Genomic DNA, 19,770 nt, shown 5'->3' with positions numbered 1-19,770 from the left:
CATTTCAATCCGCCCAGCCTCGGCAGTTGCCTGCTGCAAGTCAAGGAACGGCATAAAAGCGATTGAAACAGTCTGCAACAGCGCGCGCGCCCTCCTCGTCATTCAAATGCAAATGATGGCCGCCAGGCAAGGTCGTGGTCTCGAAAGTCAGCTGTGACAGCAGTTCGCTGTGCTGGGCCAACATGCCCTGCCCAGCCACCACCAGATGGGTTGGGCAACTGACACGTTTGACAAACGCCATCGCCTGCTCACGAGTCAAACACATAGGAGAGGCCAGCGTCAGCCGGCTATCACTGCGCCAGGTGTACCCTCCCGGCACTGGCATCAACCCTCGTTGAGCCAGCAGTTCTGCCGCTTCACGGCTGACGGCAACCAGCCCTTTCATCCGCGCCTCGACGGCTCGTTCCAGATCGCTATAGACAGGTTTGCGCTTATTCGACAGGTTCAGTTGTGCTTGCAGGGCCATGCCCAACCGCTCGGCCGCATTACTGGCTTCGCCGGTTGGTGGGATAACGCCATCGATCAGTGCCAGACGGGTCACACGCTCAGGCAGCGCACCCGCCAACACCACCGAAATAATCGCACCCAATGAATGCCCAAGCAGGGAAAAGCGCTTCCAGCCCAGTTGCTCGGCGACATGCAGCACGTCATGCACATAGTCCCACAGGGTATAACCGGAACCCACCGGACGATGATCGGAGTGACCATGCCCGGCCAGATCCAGGGCCACGATACGCAAGCCTTTGAGCTGCGGTGCCAGGCGGGCAAAGCTGTTGGCGTTGTCCAGCCAACCATGCAAAGCGATCACCGGCTGACCGTCTTCAGGCCCGAACAGGTGCGCGGCCAATTCAATATGCGGCAGGCTCAGGCGGACTTCTTCGACGGGCATGCTCATGCGCATGCCTGCTCGGCGCAACGCGCATCCCAGCGAGCGAACAAGGTCTTGAGCAGAGCGGCAGTGTCTTGTGGACGCTCGAGCGGGAACATATGTCCACCGGGCATGGACAGGTACTCGCCTTGCGGCATACGTTTCACCGACTGGGCGTGGTGACGCATGACCACCCGACTGCGTAGCCCCCGCACCACCGCCAGTGGCACTTTCAACTGCTGCGCCCGACCGGGACTCGTGTGAGGCACGCTGCGGTAAATGCTGATTTCAGTCGCTGGATCGAAACGCAGGCGCAACTGATCGCCGTCCTGTTGCAAACCATGCTGCAGGTAGGCCTCTAAACATTCAGGATCGAAACCGCGAAACAAGGTCTTGCCGGCGAAATACGTGCGGGCAGCGTTCAGATCAGCGAAAGCCTCCCGGCGTCCAAGAGTGCGACCGGCCGGGGTGATACGATCAATGAAACCAAAGCGTTTGGCGGCGCGAATCATCCACTGATCAACCCACGTCAGCACCGGAGAATCGAGCATCACCACCCCGCGATACAGCTCAGGACAGCGCAACGCTGCGTGAAAGTGCAGCACACCTCCCAACGAGTGTCCTACACCCCACACAGGTTCAGGTTGCTGGCGCAGGTGATGAATCAGCTCGTCGACCAGATTCAGCCAGTTGTCATTCACCGGGAAGCGTGGATCGTGAGCGTGCTGCTCCAGATGTGCGACGGCGTAATCCGGCGCCAGTGCGTCGAACAATTTGCCATACGTAGCCGACGGAAATCCGTTGGCGTGAGCGAAAAACACCTGTTGCGACATGCCAATACGTCCAAAAACAAAAGCCAACGGCGATTGTGCGCATCCATCGCCGACACAGCAATGACTGTAACTGCCAGGAAGGGTGACACTTGAGCCAGAATGATGATCCGCTTGCTATCAGCGCGCTGGCGGCTGCTCACCTACTGGCACAACAGCCATGGTCAGACGGGAAACACAGCTGACCTTGCCTTCATCGCTGGTCAGACGGATGTCCCAGACGTGAGTGGTGCGGCCGATATGCACTGGCCGCGCGACTGCGGTGACACGACCATTGCGCAAACCACGCAGGTGGTTTGCGTTGACCTCCAGCCCCACGCAAAAGAATTTTCCGGGATCAATACACAAGTAACTGGCCATGGAGCCCACGGTTTCAGCCAGTACCACCGACGCCCCGCCGTGTAACAGGCCGTAGGGTTGATGAGTACGGTGGTCGATGACCATGCTCGCGGTCAGAGAGCTCTCGTCGAATGCCTCGAAACGAATGTCCAGCACTTCACCAATGGTATTTTTCTGCAGCGCGTTGAGTTGGTCTATATCGGGAGTTTTAAGCCATACGCTCATGTTCAATCCTTTTAAGTGGCGCTCGCATGACGAACGCCAGACATAAATGGGTCACTCTTGCCACAGCACAACCTCGGACCGATCGCTCCATTCCTGGAAGCGGGCGCCATAGGTCGACTCGATGACCGCACGTTTTATTTTCAAGGTCGGCGTAAGAAAGCCATTCTCGACCGCCCAACTATCTTTCACGACGATCAGCCTGCGCAAGCGCTCATGTTTGTCGAGAGCAGCATTGACCTCTTCAAGCAGCACTTCCAGACTCTCATGCAATGCGCTACGGGCGCCGCTGGCTGCATCTTGCAGACCTGTTGCGGATAACACGCACAACACCAGCGGCGCACTCAAACCGTCGCCGACCACACACACTTGTTCGATGCGAGTGTGCACGGCCAGACGGTTTTCGATGGGTGCCGGCGCGACGTACTTGCCTTTACTGGTTTTGAAAATCTCTTTCAGGCGGCCTGTCAGGCGTAAATAACCGTCGGCGTCCTGCTCGCCTTTGTCCCCCGTGCGCAAAAAACCATCCTCGGTGATGGTTTCGGCAGTCTTGAACGGTTCCTTGAAATAACCCTGCATGGTCGCTCCGCTGCGCACCTGTACTTCGCCGCTCGGATCAATCCGGACCTCGACTTGAGGACAGGGCTGGCCGATCCAGCCAATTTTCTGCTTACCCGGCAGGCTGATGTGCGAATAACCGCAATTTTCAGTCATGCCGTAGACCTCCAGCACCTCCAGGCCCAAGCGCCAGTACCAGTTCATCAACGCCTCGGGGATAGGTGCGGCGCCGGACAATGCGATGCGCAGCGCATCCAGCCCCAACCCGGCCAGCACTCTGCGGCCCACGATTTTGCCGATGATCGGCAAGCGCAGGAGCGCGTCGAGGCGAGCGGCGGACATCTTGTCGTAGACCCCCATCTGGAACTTGGTCCAGATACGGGGCACACCGAACATTGCAGTGGGCCGGGCGCGCTTGAGATCGACCAGAAAGGTGTCCAGACTCTCAGCGAAAAACACCGTTTGCCCCGTATAGATTGACGCCATCTCGACGAACATCCGCTCTGCCACGTGGCATAACGGCAAGTAGGACAGCAGCCGATCCTGCTCCCCTAACTGGAATAGGCCGACCCCGTGGCTGGCGGCGAACGCCAAACCACCGAAGGTATGCATTACGCCCTTGGGCAGCCCGGTGGTGCCGGACGTGTAGATGATGGTCGCCAATTGCTCTGACGAGGGCGACGGGTTGTCCTGAATCGGCGCACAGGCCTGCAGCTCGGACCAGTTGAAGTCGAAGTCGGCCGTCGGGCAAATAGGCAAGGCAACAGTATGCAAGCCGGGCCTGACGCCGCCAGCCATGCTCGCCCAATCATCGAGCTTGCCGACAAACACCAGTGCCGCTTCGGAATGCTCCAGCACTTGAGCAACGGATTCAGATGTCAGATTGGGATACAACGGCACCGATACATGGCCAGCCATCCAGATCGCCAGGTCGGCAATGATCCAGTGGGCGCAGTTCTTGGAAATGATCGCAATATGGCTGCCTTGGGGCAATTCACGTCGGCGCAGCCAGTGTGCCGCGCGCCGGGCCTGATCTCCGACATCAGACCAGCTCAACGTCTGCACGTGGCCGCCTGCCAATGGCTGGACCATATAGCGTTTGTTCGGATGACGGGCTTCGCGTTCGTAGAATACGTCGAGAGGCAAACGAATAGCGCCAGACATGCGACTTGCTCCTGGTTTTTTATTTCCGGGAAGCGTAGCTGACCAAGCACTTGCTTGGTAGTAATTTCAAAATCAAGTGCAGTGCGGTCGAGTGCCGAGATCAGCTCGGTCAAACAATCGGTGTCTGTGCGGCCGGATCAAGGATGCCGAATGCTGCACAGTTCCATCAGACCCGCCAGCGGAAAATCCCCTTCGAGCTCAGCCAGGCTGGCGGTGCTCATGGGTTGGGCCTCCCGGTAATGACCGTCGACAAGCAATCCCACCAGCGCTCCCACCAGCGGTTGATGGCCGACCAGGAGCACATCGTCCGTCGAATACAGATCCAGTTCGCTCAGAACCTTTTGCGGGTCGCTGTCCGGAGTCAACCAGGGAACGGTCACGATCGGCTCGTTGAACCCGAGGACTTGATGGACCAGTTCAGCCGTCTGCTGTGCACGCACATAGGGGCTGGCGATGATCCGGTTCAGCGGCTTGCCCAGCAGGTGCGCTGCACTTTTTAGCACGTCTTCGCGACCGTGAGCGGTCAGTTCGCGCTCGGCATCGCTGCGCGCATGGGAGTGAGCTTCGCCGTGGCGCAAAATCCACAATTTCACAGTTTAGGTTCCTCGTCTCGGACGGGATGCGGCGCAGGGGCAACGCAATGCGGCGCCTCGCCTTCGGGCGCTCGCGGCGCAGGCCAATCGGCGAAAGGCCAGGGTTTCTGGTCGCTGTGGAACGCGCCGAAACGGCCGATCTGCGCCAGGTACTGACTCACGCTGTCGCCAAAGTTCATCAAGCTGCCACTCGGAGCGCCGTAGATCAGGCGGTAGCCCACCTGCACCAACACCACGCAGCCGAGCACGACTTGTGCCAATTGCCAGATCAATACGAACAGCAGCATCCACAGGATGCGCAGCAGGACCGACTCATTCTGTTCGAGTTTCGATTCGTTCAAGACCTTCACCTATTTCTAAGGGCTTCAGTTAAAGGGTGGCGCGGTTAAAAACCACTGGTGGAAATAAAGTCGACATCGGTTTTCGGCTCCGCACGCATCAACACTTCGATGACTTGATTGAGCGTACGGCCTTCGAAAAGAATCGCATGCAAGCCCGCGACCAGTGGCATATACACCTGCAACTCATCCGATTTGGCCTTGAGCACCTTCAGGGTATTCACCCCTTCCGCCACTTCGCCCAAACGGGTGACGGCCTCTTCAAGACTCAAACCCTGACCAAGGGCGAAACCCACCTGATAGTTACGGCTCTTGGGCGATGAGCAGGTCACGATCAAATCGCCGACCCCGGCCAAGCCGAGAAACGTCATCGGGTTAGCGCCCTGACTCACGGCAAACCGGGTCATCTCCGCCAAGGCACGGGTGATCAGCATGCTCTTGGTGTTTTCGCCCATGCCCAACGCAACCGCCATGCCCGCGATAATTGCGTACACATTCTTCAGCGCGCCGCCCAGCTCGACACCAAACCGATCGGCGCTGGCATACACGCGAAACGTCCGACCGTGCAGCGCGGCCTGCACCTGCTGGCAGAGGTCTTCATCTGCACTGGCCACCACCGTGGCGGTCAACGCGTGCTCGGCGATTTCTCGGGCCAGATTGGGTCCGGACAACACACCGATGCGCGCATTCGGGGCGATTTCTTCGAGGATTTCGCTCATCAGCTTGAAGGTGTGCGCCTCAATGCCTTTGGTCAGGCTCACCAACATCTTGCCGGTCAAAAGGTCAGCATGAGGCGCCAGCACCGAACGCAAGGCGCTGGAGGGCAAGGCGACGAAAATCAACTCGCTGCCGTTCAGTGTGGTCAACAAGTCCGTGACCGGCTCAACCGCAGGGTGAACCTTGATGCCTTTGAGGTACCGTGGGTTCTCGCGGTTGACACGGATCGCCTCGGCCTGAGCCGGGTCGCGCATCCACTGCCTGACCGGATAACCGTTCTCTGCCAGCAGATTCGCCACAGCAGTACCGAAGCTGCCGCCTCCAAGAACCGCAATAGGTTGCTGTTGAGTCATAACCAATCCATTTAGAGCCATCACATCTGGCGATGGCAGCATTATACGGGGCAGAGCCTGCGCGACCAGCCTTGAAGAGATTCAATTCAGGCCGATCAACACCCTACAAGTTCAATGGAAATTACCGCAGCGTCGGTTACCATGCCCGACTCCCCCTTTTGATGGCGTTTCGCGATGACCTGTCAGTCAAGGATAAGCAGCGTTTATGACCAATGGATCATAAAACTGTGTGCGCAGCTCACGTGCCTGCCGGGGAGCGATCCACCGCGGGCGGCAGGAGAAAGCGTCCGATGACTTTCCGCCTGAACTGGGGCATCAACACCCGCACCCAAATCATCAGTCTGGGACCGGCGCTGCTACTGACCTTACTGCTGATCAGCTTCTTCACCTTCGTGCGGATTCAGGACTTGCGTCAAGAATTGACTCATACCGGTCAATTGATCGCCAACCAGCTGGCTCCAGCGTCGGAATATGGCGTGATCGTGGGCAACGATGACGTTCTCGAAGGCCTGATGCGCGCTACACTGGCCACGCCCCACGTGCGCTTTCTGGAAGTGCAGGACAACGCCAACCACGTGCTGATGTACGTCGAGCAACCGAAGGAAAACGGCACACGACCCACTCAAGTGGAGATCTTCCAGGCACCTATCCGGTTACAGAGCCTCCCGTTGGGGAATGACGTCCTGCAAGCCCCGCCACCCTCGGCCAGCTCGTCGAATGAGGATTACCTGGGCCGGGTGATCGTCGGCATGTCCAACGATGCATTCAGTCAGCGCCAACAAGAAATCCTGCTCAAGGCCGGGATTCTGGCACTGTTTACTCTGCTTTTTACCTATATCCTCGCCCGTCGCCTGGCGCTGAGCCTGTCGCAACCGATCAGCGACATGGGTGAAGCGGTCAAGGCAATCCAGCAAGGTGACTACAACAGGCCATTACCGGTGACCGACGACAGCGAACTGGGTGACTTGGCGCGACACATCAATAACCTAGCCTACGGACTTGAACGCGCCAGCCGCGAACAGCAACAGACCATTGACCAACTGATTCAGACCCGGGAAGAAGCCGAACGCGCCAACAGCGCCAAATCCAACTTTTTGGCCATGATGAGTCACGAACTGCGCACGCCCATGAACGGTGTACTGGGGATGCTGCAGTTGATGGAAACCACCCAAATGACCGATGAGCAGACTGAATACGCTGCGTTGGCGACTGAATCAACCGAGCATTTACTGCGGGTGATCAACGACATCCTCGACTTCTCGCGTATTGAGCGCGAAGCGCTGGCGCTGGAGCATATACCGTTCAATCTGGCTGAACTAATCAGCACCTCGGCCCAGGCTTTCCACCATAACGCCCAGCAACGCGGCATCTCGCTGGAGCTGAATATCCCTCCGGGACTGGAGACCCTGGAGGTCGAAGGTGATCCGACCCGTATTCGGCAAATTCTGGTCAATCTGATCGGCAACGCATTGAAATTCACTGACCTGGGTAGCGTACAGATCGAGACCCGGTGGCAGCCTCTGGATCAGGAGTCGGTCTGGTTCACCTGCACGGTATGCGACAGCGGCATCGGCATCTCCGCCGAGCGCCTGGAACTGATGTTCAATGCCTTTGAACAGGCGGACAGCTCGATCTCCCGGCGGTATGGCGGTACTGGGCTAGGTTTGCCTATCGCCAGAAGCCTGGCCGAGCGGATGGGCGGAACGCTGCGGGCACGGAGCGAAGAAAGCATGGGATCAATCTTCACCCTTGAGATTCCGCTGGCGCTGCACAGGAAAAAAGCCCCTGAACAGGTACCGACCTTCCTCGCGGGTAACAGCAACGGCAAAAATCAGCATGTGCTGCTGGTTGAGGACAACCCGGTCAATCAGACAGTGGTCGAGGCGATGCTGCGCAGTCTGGGCTTCCAGGTCAGCGTGGTCAGCGATGGGGCGCAGGCTGTGAGCGTGGCTCAGACTGGAAATTTTGCGGCGATACTCATGGATTGTCGCCTGCCAGTGATCGACGGCTACGAAGCGACGCGGCAGATTCGTCAACTGACAAACTGCATTCAGGTGCCCATCATCGCCCTGACCGCCAACGCATTGCACGGTGATCGGGAGGCCTGCTTACAGGCGGGAATGAGCGATTACCTCGCAAAACCCTTCAAACGTACTGATTTACAGCAAGTTCTTCAGCGTTGGCTGCCCTTTCAAGCATCTGCGACTGGCGATAAATGCTAAATTACGGCAGTCTTAGTGACCAGATCAGCTCGCAAACGCTGCTTGGATAATAATTCCAGTGCACAAGTGTACTTTCATTTCCCTTGTGCTGTGACTTTCACTACAACGCAATAGTCTATGAGTAGGCTGACGGCAGAGACCTGGCGCGTCAGCCGGACAGGAAAATTTGCCTTACCCTGCCGCACAGGATTATTGAGGAGCTCGCATGACCCAACAAAACGCCTATACCCGGGAAGACCTGCTGCGCTGCAGTCGCGGTGAGCTGTTCGGCCCAGGTAACGCGCAACTGCCCGCCCCGAACATGCTGATGGTAGATCGCATTACCCATATCAGCGCAGAGGGTGGCAAGTACGGTAAAGGTGAATTGGTCGCCGAGCTGGATATCAATCCGGACCTGTGGTTCTTCGCCTGTCACTTCGAAGGTGACCCGGTGATGCCAGGCTGCCTGGGCCTTGATGCCATGTGGCAACTCGTCGGCTTCTATCTCGGTTGGCAGGGTAATCCTGGCCGCGGCCGAGCTTTGGGGTCGGGCGAAGTGAAGTTTTACGGTCAGGTTCTTCCGACCGCAAAAAAAATCACCTACAACATCCATATCAAACGCACCATGAAAGGCAAACTGGTCCTGGCAATTGCCGACGGCACCGTGAGCGTTGATGGTCGCGAAATCTACAGTGCCGAAGGCCTTCGGGTCGGCCTGTTCACTTCCACTGAAAATTTCTAAGGGTATCCGCATGCGCCGCGTCGTTATCACTGGTCTGGGCATTGTTTCCTGCTTGGGCAATGACAAAGACACCGTTTCCGCTAATCTGCGTGCAAGCCGCCCTGGCATCCGTTTCAATCCGGAATATGCCGAAATGGGTCTGCGTAGCCAGGTTTCCGGCTCCATTGACCTCAACCTCGAAGAGCTAATCGATCGCAAGATCTATCGCTTCGTCGGCCATGCAGCGGCTTACGCTTACCTGGCCATGAAGGACGCTATCGTCGACTCCGGGCTGTCCGAAGACCAGGTGTCCAACCCGCGCACAGGCCTGATTGCCGGCAGCGGCGGCGCGTCGACACTTAACCAGATGGAAGCGCTGGACATCCTTCGCGAAAAAGGCGTCAAGCGCGTTGGCCCATACCGCGTCACGCGGACCATGAGCAGCACCGTCTCCGCCTGTTTGGCCACCCCGTTCAAGATCAAGGGCCTGAACTACTCCATCGCGTCTGCCTGCGCCACCAGTGCTCACTGCATCGGTAACGCAATGGAACAGATCCAGATGGGTAAACAGGACGTGGTCTTCGCCGGTGGCGGTGAAGAGGAGCACTGGAGCCAGTCGTTCCTGTTCGACGCGATGGGCGCTCTGTCCAGCCAGTACAACGAAACGCCGGAGAAAGCCTCCCGCGCTTACGATGCCAAACGTGACGGTTTCGTCATTGCCGGTGGCGGTGGCATGGTCGTGGTTGAAGAGCTGGAGCATGCTCTGGCTCGTGGCGCGAAAATCTACGCAGAAATCGTCGGCTACGGTGCAACGTCAGATGGCTACGACATGGTCGCCCCAAGCGGCGAAGGCGCTATTCGCTGCATGCAAATGGCGCTGTCCACTGTTGAAGGCCCGATCGACTACATCAACACTCACGGGACTTCGACTCCGGTCGGCGACGCGAAAGAGATGGAAGGTGTACGTGAAGTCTTCGGCACCAATGCGCCTGCTATCAGCTCGACCAAAAGCTTGTCGGGTCACTCTCTGGGCGCTGCCGGCGTTCACGAGGCGATCTATTGCATGCTAATGATGGAAGGCAACTTCATTGCTGGCTCTGCCAACATCGAAGAGCTGGACCCGGTTGTCGCCGACATGCCGATACTGCTCAAGACCCGTGAAAACGCAAAAGTCGATCAGGTCATGAGCAACAGCTTCGGCTTCGGTGGCACCAATGCCACCTTGGTGCTGAAACGCTGGCAGGGTAAGTAATACCTGCATATAAAACGGCACCCTCGGGTGCCGTTTTTCTTCGCTTTTTTTCGCACCCACAGCACCTTGTGACACCTCCCTACGTAGCCGAATGCCATGGACGAATATGATCGCAATGTCGGCGCAAGGCCTGGCATCTCACGTGGTAGCGACCCCAAGCGAATGAAGAGGCCCTACTTACTCGGTATAGTTTCAATTACAGCCTTCTTTTTTTTAGCTGCAGTTCCCGTGCATGCCCAAAATTCACCAAGTCCGCTGGCCAGAGACGATGTCAAAAACGCCACGGCCTTCGTCAGCCAGGCACAGCAGATCGTTGCCAAGGCAACCCTCAAAGCTCACTGGAGCGGCCCCGAGTCCGGCCCTCCCGCCCCTCGGGGAAAAAACATTGCCTTTGTGGCAGAAGATTTACGCAATGGCGGAATTATCGGTGTTGCGCAAGGCGCACGCGAGGCGGCAGCGGTGATGGGCTGGTCGCTCAAGATATTCGATGGCGGCGGATCTTCAGCCGGACGCGCGAAAGCCTTTGCCGATGCGCTGGCAGCAAACCCCGACGGCCTTATCCTGTGCGGCTCCGATGCACGCGAGAACCATGCAGCACTGGAAACCTTTGCCAACCAAGGCGTGCCTGTCGTTGCCTGGCACGCGGGCGCGCAACCGGGGCCGATTGCCGGCACGCCTGTCGCCATGAACGTCACCACCGACCCGGTGGAGGTCGCGCGCCTCACTGCATTGGCGGCAGTAGCGCAATCAATGGGTCATGCTGGCGTGGTCATCCTGACCGACTCCAGGTACAGCATCGCCACAGCCAAGGCCAAGGCCATGGAAGACGTCATCCAATCCTGCAAAGGGTGCACCCTGCTGGAAGTGCGCGACGTCGCAATCTCCGAGAGTGGCGAGCGTATGCCCGCGATTACAAGGGATCTGCTCCTGCGATACGGCAAACGCTGGACGTATATGCTGGCCATCAACGATATCTATTTCGACTACTCAACTGCAACGTTGACCAGCGCCGGGATACCGAGCAATGGGCTCAATCTGCTGTCTGCCGGAGATGGCAGCGCTTCCGCATTTTTGCGAATTCAGGCAAAAACTTATCAAACCGTCACAGTGGCCGAGCCTCTGAATTTACACGGATGGCAGGTGATGGATGAATTGAACCGACTCCTTGCAGGGCTCCCTGTCAGCGGATTCGTAGCGCCAGTTCATCTGGTCAATGTCGACAACGTCGCTTTCGATGGCGGGGAGAAGTTCCAGTACGACCCAGACAATGGCTACCGGACTATGTACCGCCGCCTATGGAACCGCTGACCGTGAACGTGACGTCCCGACTCACCGCCGTGTATCGCCAGCTACTCCCGCAATCGCTACGCGCTCAGTTCATCCTTGCATTTCTAGCGCTGACCCTGTTGATCCTGGCGGGCGGCGCGACGGCGGTCTACGCCCTGCGTACATCAAACAACGCCGCCCGAGAACTGACCAAAGAGCAACTGGCCCGCATGCAAGCTGGACAGGACATGCTGCAGAGCACTCTGCTGATCGAACGCCAGACGGATCAACTACTGACCACCCCCTCTTTCGATACCCTGCGTTCAAGCTATGCAGAGACGGTTAAACAGCTTGAGGCACTTGATCGCCTGGTGGTTCAGCTGACAACCGCGAGCAATGCTGTCGCGATACTTGACGTGCATCAGTCAAGTCAACTATTTCGCAATACCGCCAATATCGTGGCTCAACTGCGCGAAGGCATGCTGCAAACCGAAGTCGACTTCGAGCGCACCCTGAAGGATCGTACCAGTCGCTTGATCGGCACCCAAACTCAAGGCAGCCCGGAACTGGCGGTTCTGCTGTACAACTTGCCCGTCGTGAGTGACCGCAATGCGGTGGAGCTGCTGCGTACGCGGTTCATGCGCAAAGCCGCCGCGACACGCGAATTACCCGATGCAGTGCGAAACGATGTCGCCACCCTGCAATCACAACAACCTGACCCCATTGATCCTGAGGCGCAAGATCCGTTCTCCCTACGCCTGAAACTGATCAGCCAGCACGACGTTCTAGAGCACTTTCATGACGCTCTGGAAAACCAGGCAGAATCCTTGGTGATGGTCGCACGCGAGCAATCCGCCGCGTACACCCAAGACTACCGGGAAGCCGTGCAGGATCTGGTCGAGGCCTCCAATCGCAGCCAGCAATGGATCCTCATCATGCTGGGCGGCAGCCTGATAGTTGCATGGTTTGTGACGCGCATATTCATGGGTCGTCATGTGCTCGTGCGCCTGAATGAGATCAGCCGCCAGCTACGGCAGGAGCGTACCGACGATACGTCGCTAGTGATGGAGGTGCAGGAGAAGGACGAGATCGGCGACATGGCACGCGCCGTGAATCAGTTTCTGAAAGATCGCCAGCAGCTTGAAAGAAAAACCGCCGAATTGAGCACCGTCAAAGAACGGCTCGCCTTGCAAAACTCACAATTGCAGCAGGAGGCCGTTGTACGCACCGGCCAGGGTCACGTCCTTGAGCTGATCGCGAAAAGTACCGAACTCCAGGAGGTCCTCGACAGTCTGGCCCATCTGGTTGAATCGCAGATGAACGACATGATGGTGTCCATCCTCCTGCTGGACGAAGAGGGAACTCATCTCCTGCATGGGGCCGCACCCAGCCTGCCGAAGACCTACACCCAGGCCATCGACGGGGTTGCAATCGGCCCGAAGGTCGGTTCATGTGGCACTGCCGTATATCGACGGGAACCGGTGATTGTTGCTGACATTGAGGACGACCCGTTGTGGGAAGATTATCGATCAATCGCAGCGCCCTACGGCCTACGCGCCTGCTGGTCGACCCCCATCCTGTCCCATGATCGAAAGGTCCTGGGAACCTTTGCCTTGTATTCCCGTACGGTCCGCAGCCCCGTCAAGGTCGAGATGCAGCTGATTGGCATAGCGACACACCTCGCCGGAATCGCAATTGAGCGCAAACACACGGAAAACCGCATCCGCTACATGGGAGACCATGATGCATTGACCGGACTGCCGAATCGCACGCTGCTGGAAGACCGCCTCAAACAGGCCATCCTTTACGCTCAACGTTGTGCTCGCCGGGTAACGGTGGTGTTCATCGACTTGGATAAATTCAAACTGGTCAATGACAGTCTGGGCCACAGCGCCGGGGATGAGCTGCTGAAAACCGTCGCCAGCCGAATGGTCCAATGCGTGCGACGCACCGACACGGTCGTTCGACTGGGCGGCGACGAATTCGTGATCATCCTGTTCGATCAGCCCTCTGACGCCGACGGTATCACCCCGGTCCTGCAGAAAATCCAGGAAGCCATCCTGCAACCCATCCAGCTCAACAGGCACACACTCCATGTCACCTGCAGTATGGGACTGGCCACCTACCCTGCCGATGGAACCGACACCGAGACCCTGCTCAGAAACGCAGACGCCGCCATGTATCGGGCCAAGGAGCTGGGCCGCAATAGTTACCAGTTCTACACCAGCGAGATGAACAGCAAGCATAAGGGCAAGCTTGCCATGCAGGACGGGCTTCGAAATGCAATTGACCATGAGGAGTTCCTGTTGCTGTATCAGCCCCAGGTGGATTTACACTCAGGTCAGGTCATTGGCGTGGAAGCACTGATCCGCTGGCAGCACCCTACACTCGGCATGGTTTCCCCCATCAAGTTTATTCCGCCAGCCGAAGAAACCGGATTAATCGTACCCATTGGCGACTGGGTGATCCACACAGCCTGCAAACAGAACAAAGCCTGGCAGGATGCAGGCATGCCCCTAATCACCATGTCAGTCAATATTTCAGCACGCCAATTCATCGAAAGGGACCTGGTCAGCCGGGTGCAGCACGCGTTGCAGGACAGCGGGCTGGACCCCAGGTACCTGGAGTTGGAACTGACCGAAAGCTTGATCATGCAAGACCTTAAGCAAGCCATTGTCAAAATGAAGGAACTGCAAGCGATGGGGATAAGCCTCTCGATCGATGACTTCGGCACCGGCTACTCAAGCCTCGCCGCACTGAAAAGCTTCCCCATTGCCCGACTGAAAATTGACCAGTCTTTCGTGCGTGACCTTCCCGATAACGAGAATGACAGGGCCATCGCCACGGCCGTGATTTCATTGGGGCATAAACTGAACCTCAAGGTGATCGCCGAGGGCGTAGAAACCGAACAACAGAAAGTTTTCCTGCGTGAAAACGGCTGCGATGAAATGCAAGGCTATCTGTTCAGCAAGCCTGTCTCGGCACAAGAGATAGAGCAGCTGCTTCTGCTGTAATACGCCAGTTCCATACCGCAAAGTGCCGCTTCATCTCTGAGAGGTTTTCCATGACCATCACTGTCAACACGCTGTCCGGCAACGGCTATCGCCACAGCATTGAAATCAATCACAAACATAAGCTGCTGACCGATCTTCCTGTAGGCCTCGGCGGCGAAGACTCCGCGCCCGATCCTCATGATTATTTCGATGCAGCCCTGGGCGCGTGCAAGGCATTGACGCTCAAGCTGTATGCCGAAAAACACGAAATCCCGCTGACCGGTGTCACTGTCGAGGTCACACGCGACAGCAGTCAGGAGCGGGAAGGCAAGTATCATCTGCATGTCGAACTGACCCTTGAGGGCATGCTGAGCGATGAGCAGCGTACCCTGCTGCATCGCATCGCAGATCGCTGTCCGGTACACAAGCTGATGACCACGACTGAAGTCAGCATCGAAACTCACCTGACAGAAGGCGCCTTCGACCAATAACGCCGGACACATCAACGCGGGTTATGCTTTGTGCATCGACCCGCACTGCTTGCCGAGATGACGCTCATGATCGTAATCAAGCCCCGCACAGAAGATGTCGAAGGCCAACCGATTCTACGCCCGCTGCCGTCAGCCAAATGCCGCAGTATCGGCCCTTTCGTTTTTTTTGATCACATGCTGGAAACGGATTACCCAGCTGGCAGCGGCATGAATATCCGTCAACATCCGCATATCGGCTTGTCTACCCTCACTTACCTGTTCGAAGGCCAGCTCTTGCACAAGGACAGCCTTGGCAGCGACCAGTTGGTCCTACCCGGTGATGTAAGCTGGATGACGGCCGGTAGCGCCGTTGCCCACATCGAACGCACACCGGAAAAGCTGCGCAGCAGCGGCTCACGCTTGCATGGACTGCAGGTCTGGCTGGCGTTACCTAAACCATACGAACAAGGCCCAGGGCATTACAGCCATCATCCCGCACAGACACTGCCGGTTAGCGATAACCTCGGCGTCTGTATTCGGATGATTGCTGGCAGCGGGTTTTGCCTGTCATCACCGGTACCGGTGCTGTCGACTACGTTATATGCCGAAGTAAGCCTGCAAACCGCCACTGCGCTGACGATCCCCGCTGGCCACGAAGAGCGGGCGCTGTATGTGGTCAGCGGTGACGCGCAACTGGATGGCGAGCCGATAGAGGCGCGCAGTTTGATCGTGCTGCCGGTCGGAGAAAGCGTGACGTTATGCGCTGACAGCGCATGTCATGCCGTGCTGATTGGCGGCGCCGCGCTGGACGGACCACGACGGATCAACTGGAATTTTGTGGCCAGCGACCCGGCGCTGATCGATCAGGCACGAGCGCGCTGGGCGGCCGGTGATTGGCCGACGGTGCCGGGTGAAAGCGAGAGGATCGAGTTGCCTTAGTTTGAATCCGGGTGCCTGACACTCCGCCATCGCGGACAAGCCCGCTCCTACAAATTGAATGAGTGGGCTTGCAGGCCGCGATAGACCCGACAGGATCTCGGTTATCAGCCTTTGAACACCTCATCCAACAAATTGTGCATCGACGCAAACGCTCGCTTCGCGGTTTTGGCGTCGTACATCATCATGCCCGGCGTGTTCGCTTCCGGATCGGTGAACGAGTGCACCGCACCGCCGTAGCTCAGCAATTGCCAGTCCACGCCCGCCGCGTTCATTTCAGCTTCGAACGCAGGCAGTTGCTCTTTAGGCACCAATGGATCGGAAGCGCCATGCATGACCAACACCGCCCCCTGGATATTTTTTGCGTCCGCCGGGCTGGGTGTATCCAGCGTGCCGTGGAAGGATACCGTCGCTTTCAATGCAGCACCGGTACGGGCCAGTTCAAGCGAGCAGCAGCCGCCGAAACAAAACCCGAAAGTCGCCAACTTGAGGGTGTCTACAGGCGCGTCTACCTGAGACTTCAACGCGTCGAGCGCAGCCTGCATGCGCTTGCGCAGCAATGCCCGATCATTTTTAAGCGGCATCATCGCTGCGCCCGCCTCATCGCCATTTTTCGGGCGCGTACCCTGACCATACAGGTCGGCCACCAGCACGACATAACCTTGCTCTGCCACCGCCTGAGCGATTTTTTCCGCACCTTGGCTAACGCCCATCCAGTTGGGTGCCATCACCAGACCCGGACGCGAGGACGCGTCACCGGAATCAAACACCAAACGGCTCTCGTAGGGCTGGCCATCAATCTGATAAACCACTGAACGAACAGTCACGTTGCTCATTGCTGACCTCCAAAGAAAATGACATAAAAAAATCCCGCCGAGGCGGGATTTTCATACCGGGTGTTTAAACCGACAACTCTACCAAGAGCTTGTTCAGACGGCGCACATAAGCGGCTGGGTCTTTCAAGCTATCACCTGCGGCCAGGGCCGCCTGATCGAAGAGAATGTGCGACAGGTCGCCGAATCGCTCTTCACTCTGCTCAGTATCAAGTTTGGCAATCAATGGGTGGGCCGAATTGAATTCGAAGATCGGCTTGGACTCCGGAACCTTCTGGCCACTGGCCTCGAGAATCTGACGCATCTGCAGACCGAGGTCCTGCTCGCCAATCGCCAGAATCGCAGGAGAGTCGGTCAGGCGGTGGGAAACCCGCACTTCACTGACTGCGTCGCCCAGAGCGACTTTCAGCCGTTCGATCAAGCCTTCTTTATCCTTGGCGACTTCTTCCTGGGCTTTCTTGTCCTCTTCGGAATCAAGCTTGCCCAGATCCAAGTCACCACGGGCCACGTCGACAAAACCTTTGCCGTCGAAGTCGCTGAGGTAGCTCATCAGCCACTCATCGATACGGTCGGTCAACAGCAGCACTTCGATGCCTTTCTTGCGGAAAACTTCCAGGTGCGGGCTGTTCTTGACCTGAGCGTAAGTTTCGCCAGTCAGGTAATAGATCTTGTCCTGACCTTCCTTGGCGCGCGCCAGATATTCAGCAAGCGCCACAACTTGCTCACCGCCGTCTTCATGGGTCGACGCAAAGCGCAGCAAGCCGGCAATTTTTTCTTTGTTGGCGAAATCTTCTGCCGGGCCTTCTTTCATGACCTGACCGAAGTTTTTCCAGAAGCCTTTGTATTGCTCAGGCTCGTTCTTCGCCAGTTTTTCCAGCATGTCCAGCACGCGCTTGGTCAGCGCCGACTTCATCGAATCGATGATCGGGTCTTTCTGCAGGATTTCACGGGATACGTTCAAAGACAGGTCATTGGAATCGACCACGCCCTTGATGAACCGCATGTACAACGGCAAGAACGACTCAGCCTGGTCCATGACGAATACGCGCTGGACATAGAGCTTCAGCCCACGCGGCGCTTCACGCTGATACAGGTCGAAAGGCGCACGGCCCGGAACGTACAGCAACGAGCTGTATTCCAGCTTGCCTTCGACCTTGTTGTGGCTCCAGCTCAGTGGGTTTTCGAAATCGTGAGCGACGTGTTTGTAGAATTCCTGGTATTCCTCGTCCGTCACCTCAGTGCGCGGACGGGTCCAGAGTGCGCTGGCGCGGTTGACGGTTTCCCATTCCAGCTCAGGTGCAGCTTCACCTTCGACAGCGGCCTGTTCTTTCGGCAACTGGATCGGCAAAGCAATGTGATCGGAGTACTTCTTGATGATGTTGCGCAGACGATAACCGTCGGCGAATTCACCTTCAGCGCTTTTCAGGTGCAGAACGATACGGGTACCACGATCAGCTTTCTCAAGGGTCGCGATTTCGAACTCGCCTTCGCCCTTGGACGCCCAATGCACGCCTTCGCTGGCAGGTACGCCAGCACGGCGGCTGAACACTTCAACCTTGTCGGCAACGATGAACGCTGAATAAAAGCCCACACCGAATTGGCCGATCAGGTGCGAATCTTTCTTCTGATCGCCGGACAGGTTCTTCATGAAGTCAGCAGTGCCCGACTTGGCGATAGTGCCCAAGTGGGTAATCGCATCTTCACGGCTCATGCCGATGCCGTTGTCTTCGAGCGTGACGGTTTTCGCGTCCTTGTCGAAGCTCACACGGATTTTCAGCTCAGCGCCGCCTTCGAGCAAGTCCGGTTTGGACAACGCTTCGAAACGTAATTTGTCGACAGCGTCAGAGGCGTTCGAGATCAATTCGCGAAGGAAAATTTCCTTGTTGGAATACAGCGAATGGATCATGAGGTGCAGCAGTTGCTTTACCTCGGTCTGGAAGCCCAGGGTTTCCTTTTGAGTTTCCACACTCATGGTTATCAAACTCCAATCAGATGGCACAAGCCGCATACACAGCGGCGGGATGTCATCAAAATGGGGGCTGGGTCCGATTTTTCAAGGGCTTATACGTGTCGATCTATGATTCTTCGATTTTAAAATGCGCCCGCGCCGTGGCAACGGGCTCGGCCGAGGTGCTCTGCCAGGCGGTAACAGCGACATTGGCCACCCGTCGCCCCTGCCGCCAGACCTGGCACTGCGCATAGGTGTCCCGAAAATAACCGGCACGCAGGTAGTCGACCGAGAAGTCGATGATCTTGGGGACTGAGCCCGATCCGGTGGCAACCAGCAAATGCATGGCTGCCGCCAACTCCATGAAGCCTGCGATCACGCCGCCGTGAAGGGCCGGTAACAGGGGGTTACCGATATTGTCCTTGTTGGCAGGCAGGCGAAACAGCAACGCATCATCCTGACGCGAACATTCAATACCGATCAGTTTCGCGTAGGGAATCAGCTCGAACAATCTTTCATAGCTGCCCTGTTCACGAGCCTGGCGAACCTGGTCCTTGAAATCAATCGTCATAACGCACCGCCATTGATCGAGCCGCCCAACCCCTTACTGCCTGCAGCAGCCCCCTTGCCCATGCGCATGAACGTCCCGACCACATGGGCAATCGGCTGTTGCGGGTCAGCCTGATAAGCAAAACCCCGGATAAACATAACGTCGGTGGTCACCCGATAACACTGGGCAAAACCAAAGACGTCTTTGTGTGGTTCAGCGGGATGCATATAGTCGATGCGCAGATCGAGAGTCGGGCACACTTCAAACTCCGGCAGCACGCAAAGCGTGGCAATCCCGCAGGCGGTGTCCATCAGCGACGTCAGCGCGCCGCCATGGATAACGCCGGTTTGCGGATCACCAACGATGTGCGGACTGTAGGGGAGGATCAGGGTCATGCCTTCGGTATCTGCGCGGTGCACGCGCATGCCCAGAACCTGGCAATGCCGGAGCACCGAAATAAAGCGCACCGCGCGCTCAAAAATGGGGTTATCGCTCATTGAACGCTGACTCTGATTATTTTTATAGGAGGCCAGCATAGCCTCAGCGTAAAGCGCCTAAAACATCAACCTTTATATATCTGTAGGACAGGTGGAACTAAATTTATGGGCCGGCGCTCGA

18 protein-coding genes are annotated in these 19,770 nt (G+C 57.3%); 7 read left to right on the top strand and 11 right to left on the bottom strand.

Features of this window, described 5'->3' with window-relative positions; translation table 11 throughout:
- Positions 1–40 precede the first annotated feature (40 nt).
- The 7 genes from QN399_RS17610 to QN399_RS17580 all read right to left on the bottom strand — a co-directional run bounded on the left by QN399_RS17610 (position 41) and on the right by QN399_RS17580 (position 5,982).
- Positions 41–895, bottom strand: a complete 855-nt coding sequence (locus QN399_RS17610; RefSeq protein WP_330201322.1) for an alpha/beta hydrolase — start codon at positions 893–895, stop codon at positions 41–43.
- Positions 892–1,701, bottom strand: a complete 810-nt coding sequence (locus QN399_RS17605) for an alpha/beta hydrolase (protein ID WP_322179523.1) — start codon at positions 1,699–1,701, stop codon at positions 892–894. The genes QN399_RS17610 and QN399_RS17605 overlap by 4 nt, the downstream gene beginning before the upstream one ends.
- A 117-nt stretch (positions 1,702–1,818) precedes the next feature.
- Positions 1,819–2,262 (bottom strand): hotdog fold thioesterase, encoded by a 444-nt coding sequence (locus QN399_RS17600; protein WP_322215884.1) that lies wholly within the window; start codon positions 2,260–2,262, stop codon positions 1,819–1,821.
- 51 nt (positions 2,263–2,313) lie between these two features.
- Complete coding sequence (locus QN399_RS17595) at positions 2,314–3,981, bottom strand: AMP-binding protein (protein ID WP_330201321.1); 1,668 nt, start codon at positions 3,979–3,981, stop codon at positions 2,314–2,316.
- A gap of 137 nt (positions 3,982–4,118) precedes the next feature.
- Positions 4,119–4,574 (bottom strand): phosphohistidine phosphatase SixA, encoded by a 456-nt coding sequence (gene sixA, locus QN399_RS17590; RefSeq protein ID WP_322179526.1) that lies wholly within the window; start codon positions 4,572–4,574, stop codon positions 4,119–4,121.
- A complete protein-coding gene (locus tag QN399_RS17585; protein ID WP_322179527.1) occupies positions 4,571–4,915 on the bottom strand; it encodes a DUF4389 domain-containing protein in 345 nt (114 codons plus the stop codon). The genes sixA and QN399_RS17585 overlap by 4 nt, the downstream gene beginning before the upstream one ends.
- A 44-nt stretch (positions 4,916–4,959) precedes the next feature.
- Positions 4,960–5,982 (bottom strand): NAD(P)H-dependent glycerol-3-phosphate dehydrogenase, encoded by a 1,023-nt coding sequence (locus tag QN399_RS17580; RefSeq protein ID WP_219060825.1) that lies wholly within the window; start codon positions 5,980–5,982, stop codon positions 4,960–4,962.
- Positions 5,983–6,272: 290 nt separating this feature from the next.
- Here QN399_RS17580 and QN399_RS17575 point away from each other — a divergent pair, with 290 nt between their 5' ends.
- From QN399_RS17575 to QN399_RS17545, 7 genes are all read left to right on the top strand, one after another.
- Entirely contained in the window at positions 6,273–8,204 is a 1,932-nt protein-coding gene (locus QN399_RS17575) for a response regulator (RefSeq protein WP_330201320.1), read from the top strand.
- Positions 8,205–8,409: 205 nt separating this feature from the next.
- Positions 8,410–8,925: a 3-hydroxyacyl-[acyl-carrier-protein] dehydratase FabA gene (gene fabA, locus QN399_RS17570; RefSeq protein WP_219060823.1), complete on the top strand. Its 516-nt coding sequence runs from the start codon at positions 8,410–8,412 to the stop codon at positions 8,923–8,925.
- A 10-nt stretch (positions 8,926–8,935) separates the two neighbouring features.
- Positions 8,936–10,156, top strand: a complete 1,221-nt coding sequence (gene fabB / locus QN399_RS17565; protein ID WP_322179529.1) for a beta-ketoacyl-ACP synthase I — start codon at positions 8,936–8,938, stop codon at positions 10,154–10,156.
- A 96-nt stretch (positions 10,157–10,252) separates the two neighbouring features.
- The gene (locus QN399_RS17560; RefSeq protein WP_330201319.1) at positions 10,253–11,464 is read left to right on the top strand and encodes a substrate-binding domain-containing protein; all 1,212 of its coding nucleotides are present in this window, start codon (positions 10,253–10,255) and stop codon (positions 11,462–11,464) included.
- Positions 11,452–14,436: an EAL domain-containing protein gene (locus QN399_RS17555; RefSeq protein ID WP_330201318.1), complete on the top strand. Its 2,985-nt coding sequence runs from the start codon at positions 11,452–11,454 to the stop codon at positions 14,434–14,436. The genes QN399_RS17560 and QN399_RS17555 overlap by 13 nt, the downstream gene beginning before the upstream one ends.
- 50 nt (positions 14,437–14,486) lie before the next feature.
- The gene (locus QN399_RS17550; RefSeq protein ID WP_322179532.1) at positions 14,487–14,906 is read left to right on the top strand and encodes an OsmC family protein; all 420 of its coding nucleotides are present in this window, start codon (positions 14,487–14,489) and stop codon (positions 14,904–14,906) included.
- A gap of 57 nt (positions 14,907–14,963) precedes the next feature.
- Entirely contained in the window at positions 14,964–15,824 is an 861-nt protein-coding gene (locus QN399_RS17545; protein ID WP_330201342.1) for a pirin family protein, read from the top strand.
- Positions 15,825–15,928: 104 nt separating this feature from the next.
- Here QN399_RS17545 and QN399_RS17540 read toward each other — a convergent pair whose 3' ends face one another.
- The 4 genes from QN399_RS17540 to QN399_RS17525 all read right to left on the bottom strand — a co-directional run bounded on the left by QN399_RS17540 (position 15,929) and on the right by QN399_RS17525 (position 19,649).
- Positions 15,929–16,657 carry a dienelactone hydrolase family protein gene (locus QN399_RS17540; protein ID WP_322179533.1) on the bottom strand — a complete coding sequence of 243 codons (729 nt, stop codon included), beginning with the start codon at positions 16,655–16,657 and terminating at the stop codon, positions 15,929–15,931.
- Positions 16,658–16,721: 64 nt separating this feature from the next.
- On the bottom strand, positions 16,722–18,626 hold the full coding sequence (gene htpG / locus QN399_RS17535) for a molecular chaperone HtpG (RefSeq protein WP_330201317.1): 1,905 nt from the start codon (positions 18,624–18,626) through the stop codon (positions 16,722–16,724).
- Positions 18,627–18,729: 103 nt separating this feature from the next.
- The gene (locus QN399_RS17530; protein WP_322179536.1) at positions 18,730–19,173 is read right to left on the bottom strand and encodes a PaaI family thioesterase; all 444 of its coding nucleotides are present in this window, start codon (positions 19,171–19,173) and stop codon (positions 18,730–18,732) included.
- Positions 19,170–19,649: a PaaI family thioesterase gene (locus QN399_RS17525; protein ID WP_322215874.1), complete on the bottom strand. Its 480-nt coding sequence runs from the start codon at positions 19,647–19,649 to the stop codon at positions 19,170–19,172. The genes QN399_RS17530 and QN399_RS17525 overlap by 4 nt, the downstream gene beginning before the upstream one ends.
- Between the last annotated feature and the right edge of the window lie 121 nt (positions 19,650–19,770).

The organism is Pseudomonas sp. 10C3, from assembly GCF_036346185.1.
Lineage (GTDB): Bacteria > Pseudomonadota > Gammaproteobacteria > Pseudomonadales > Pseudomonadaceae > Aquipseudomonas.
The sequence above is the reverse complement of the archived record's forward strand: the minus strand, read 5'-3'. Positions and strand labels throughout refer to the sequence as shown.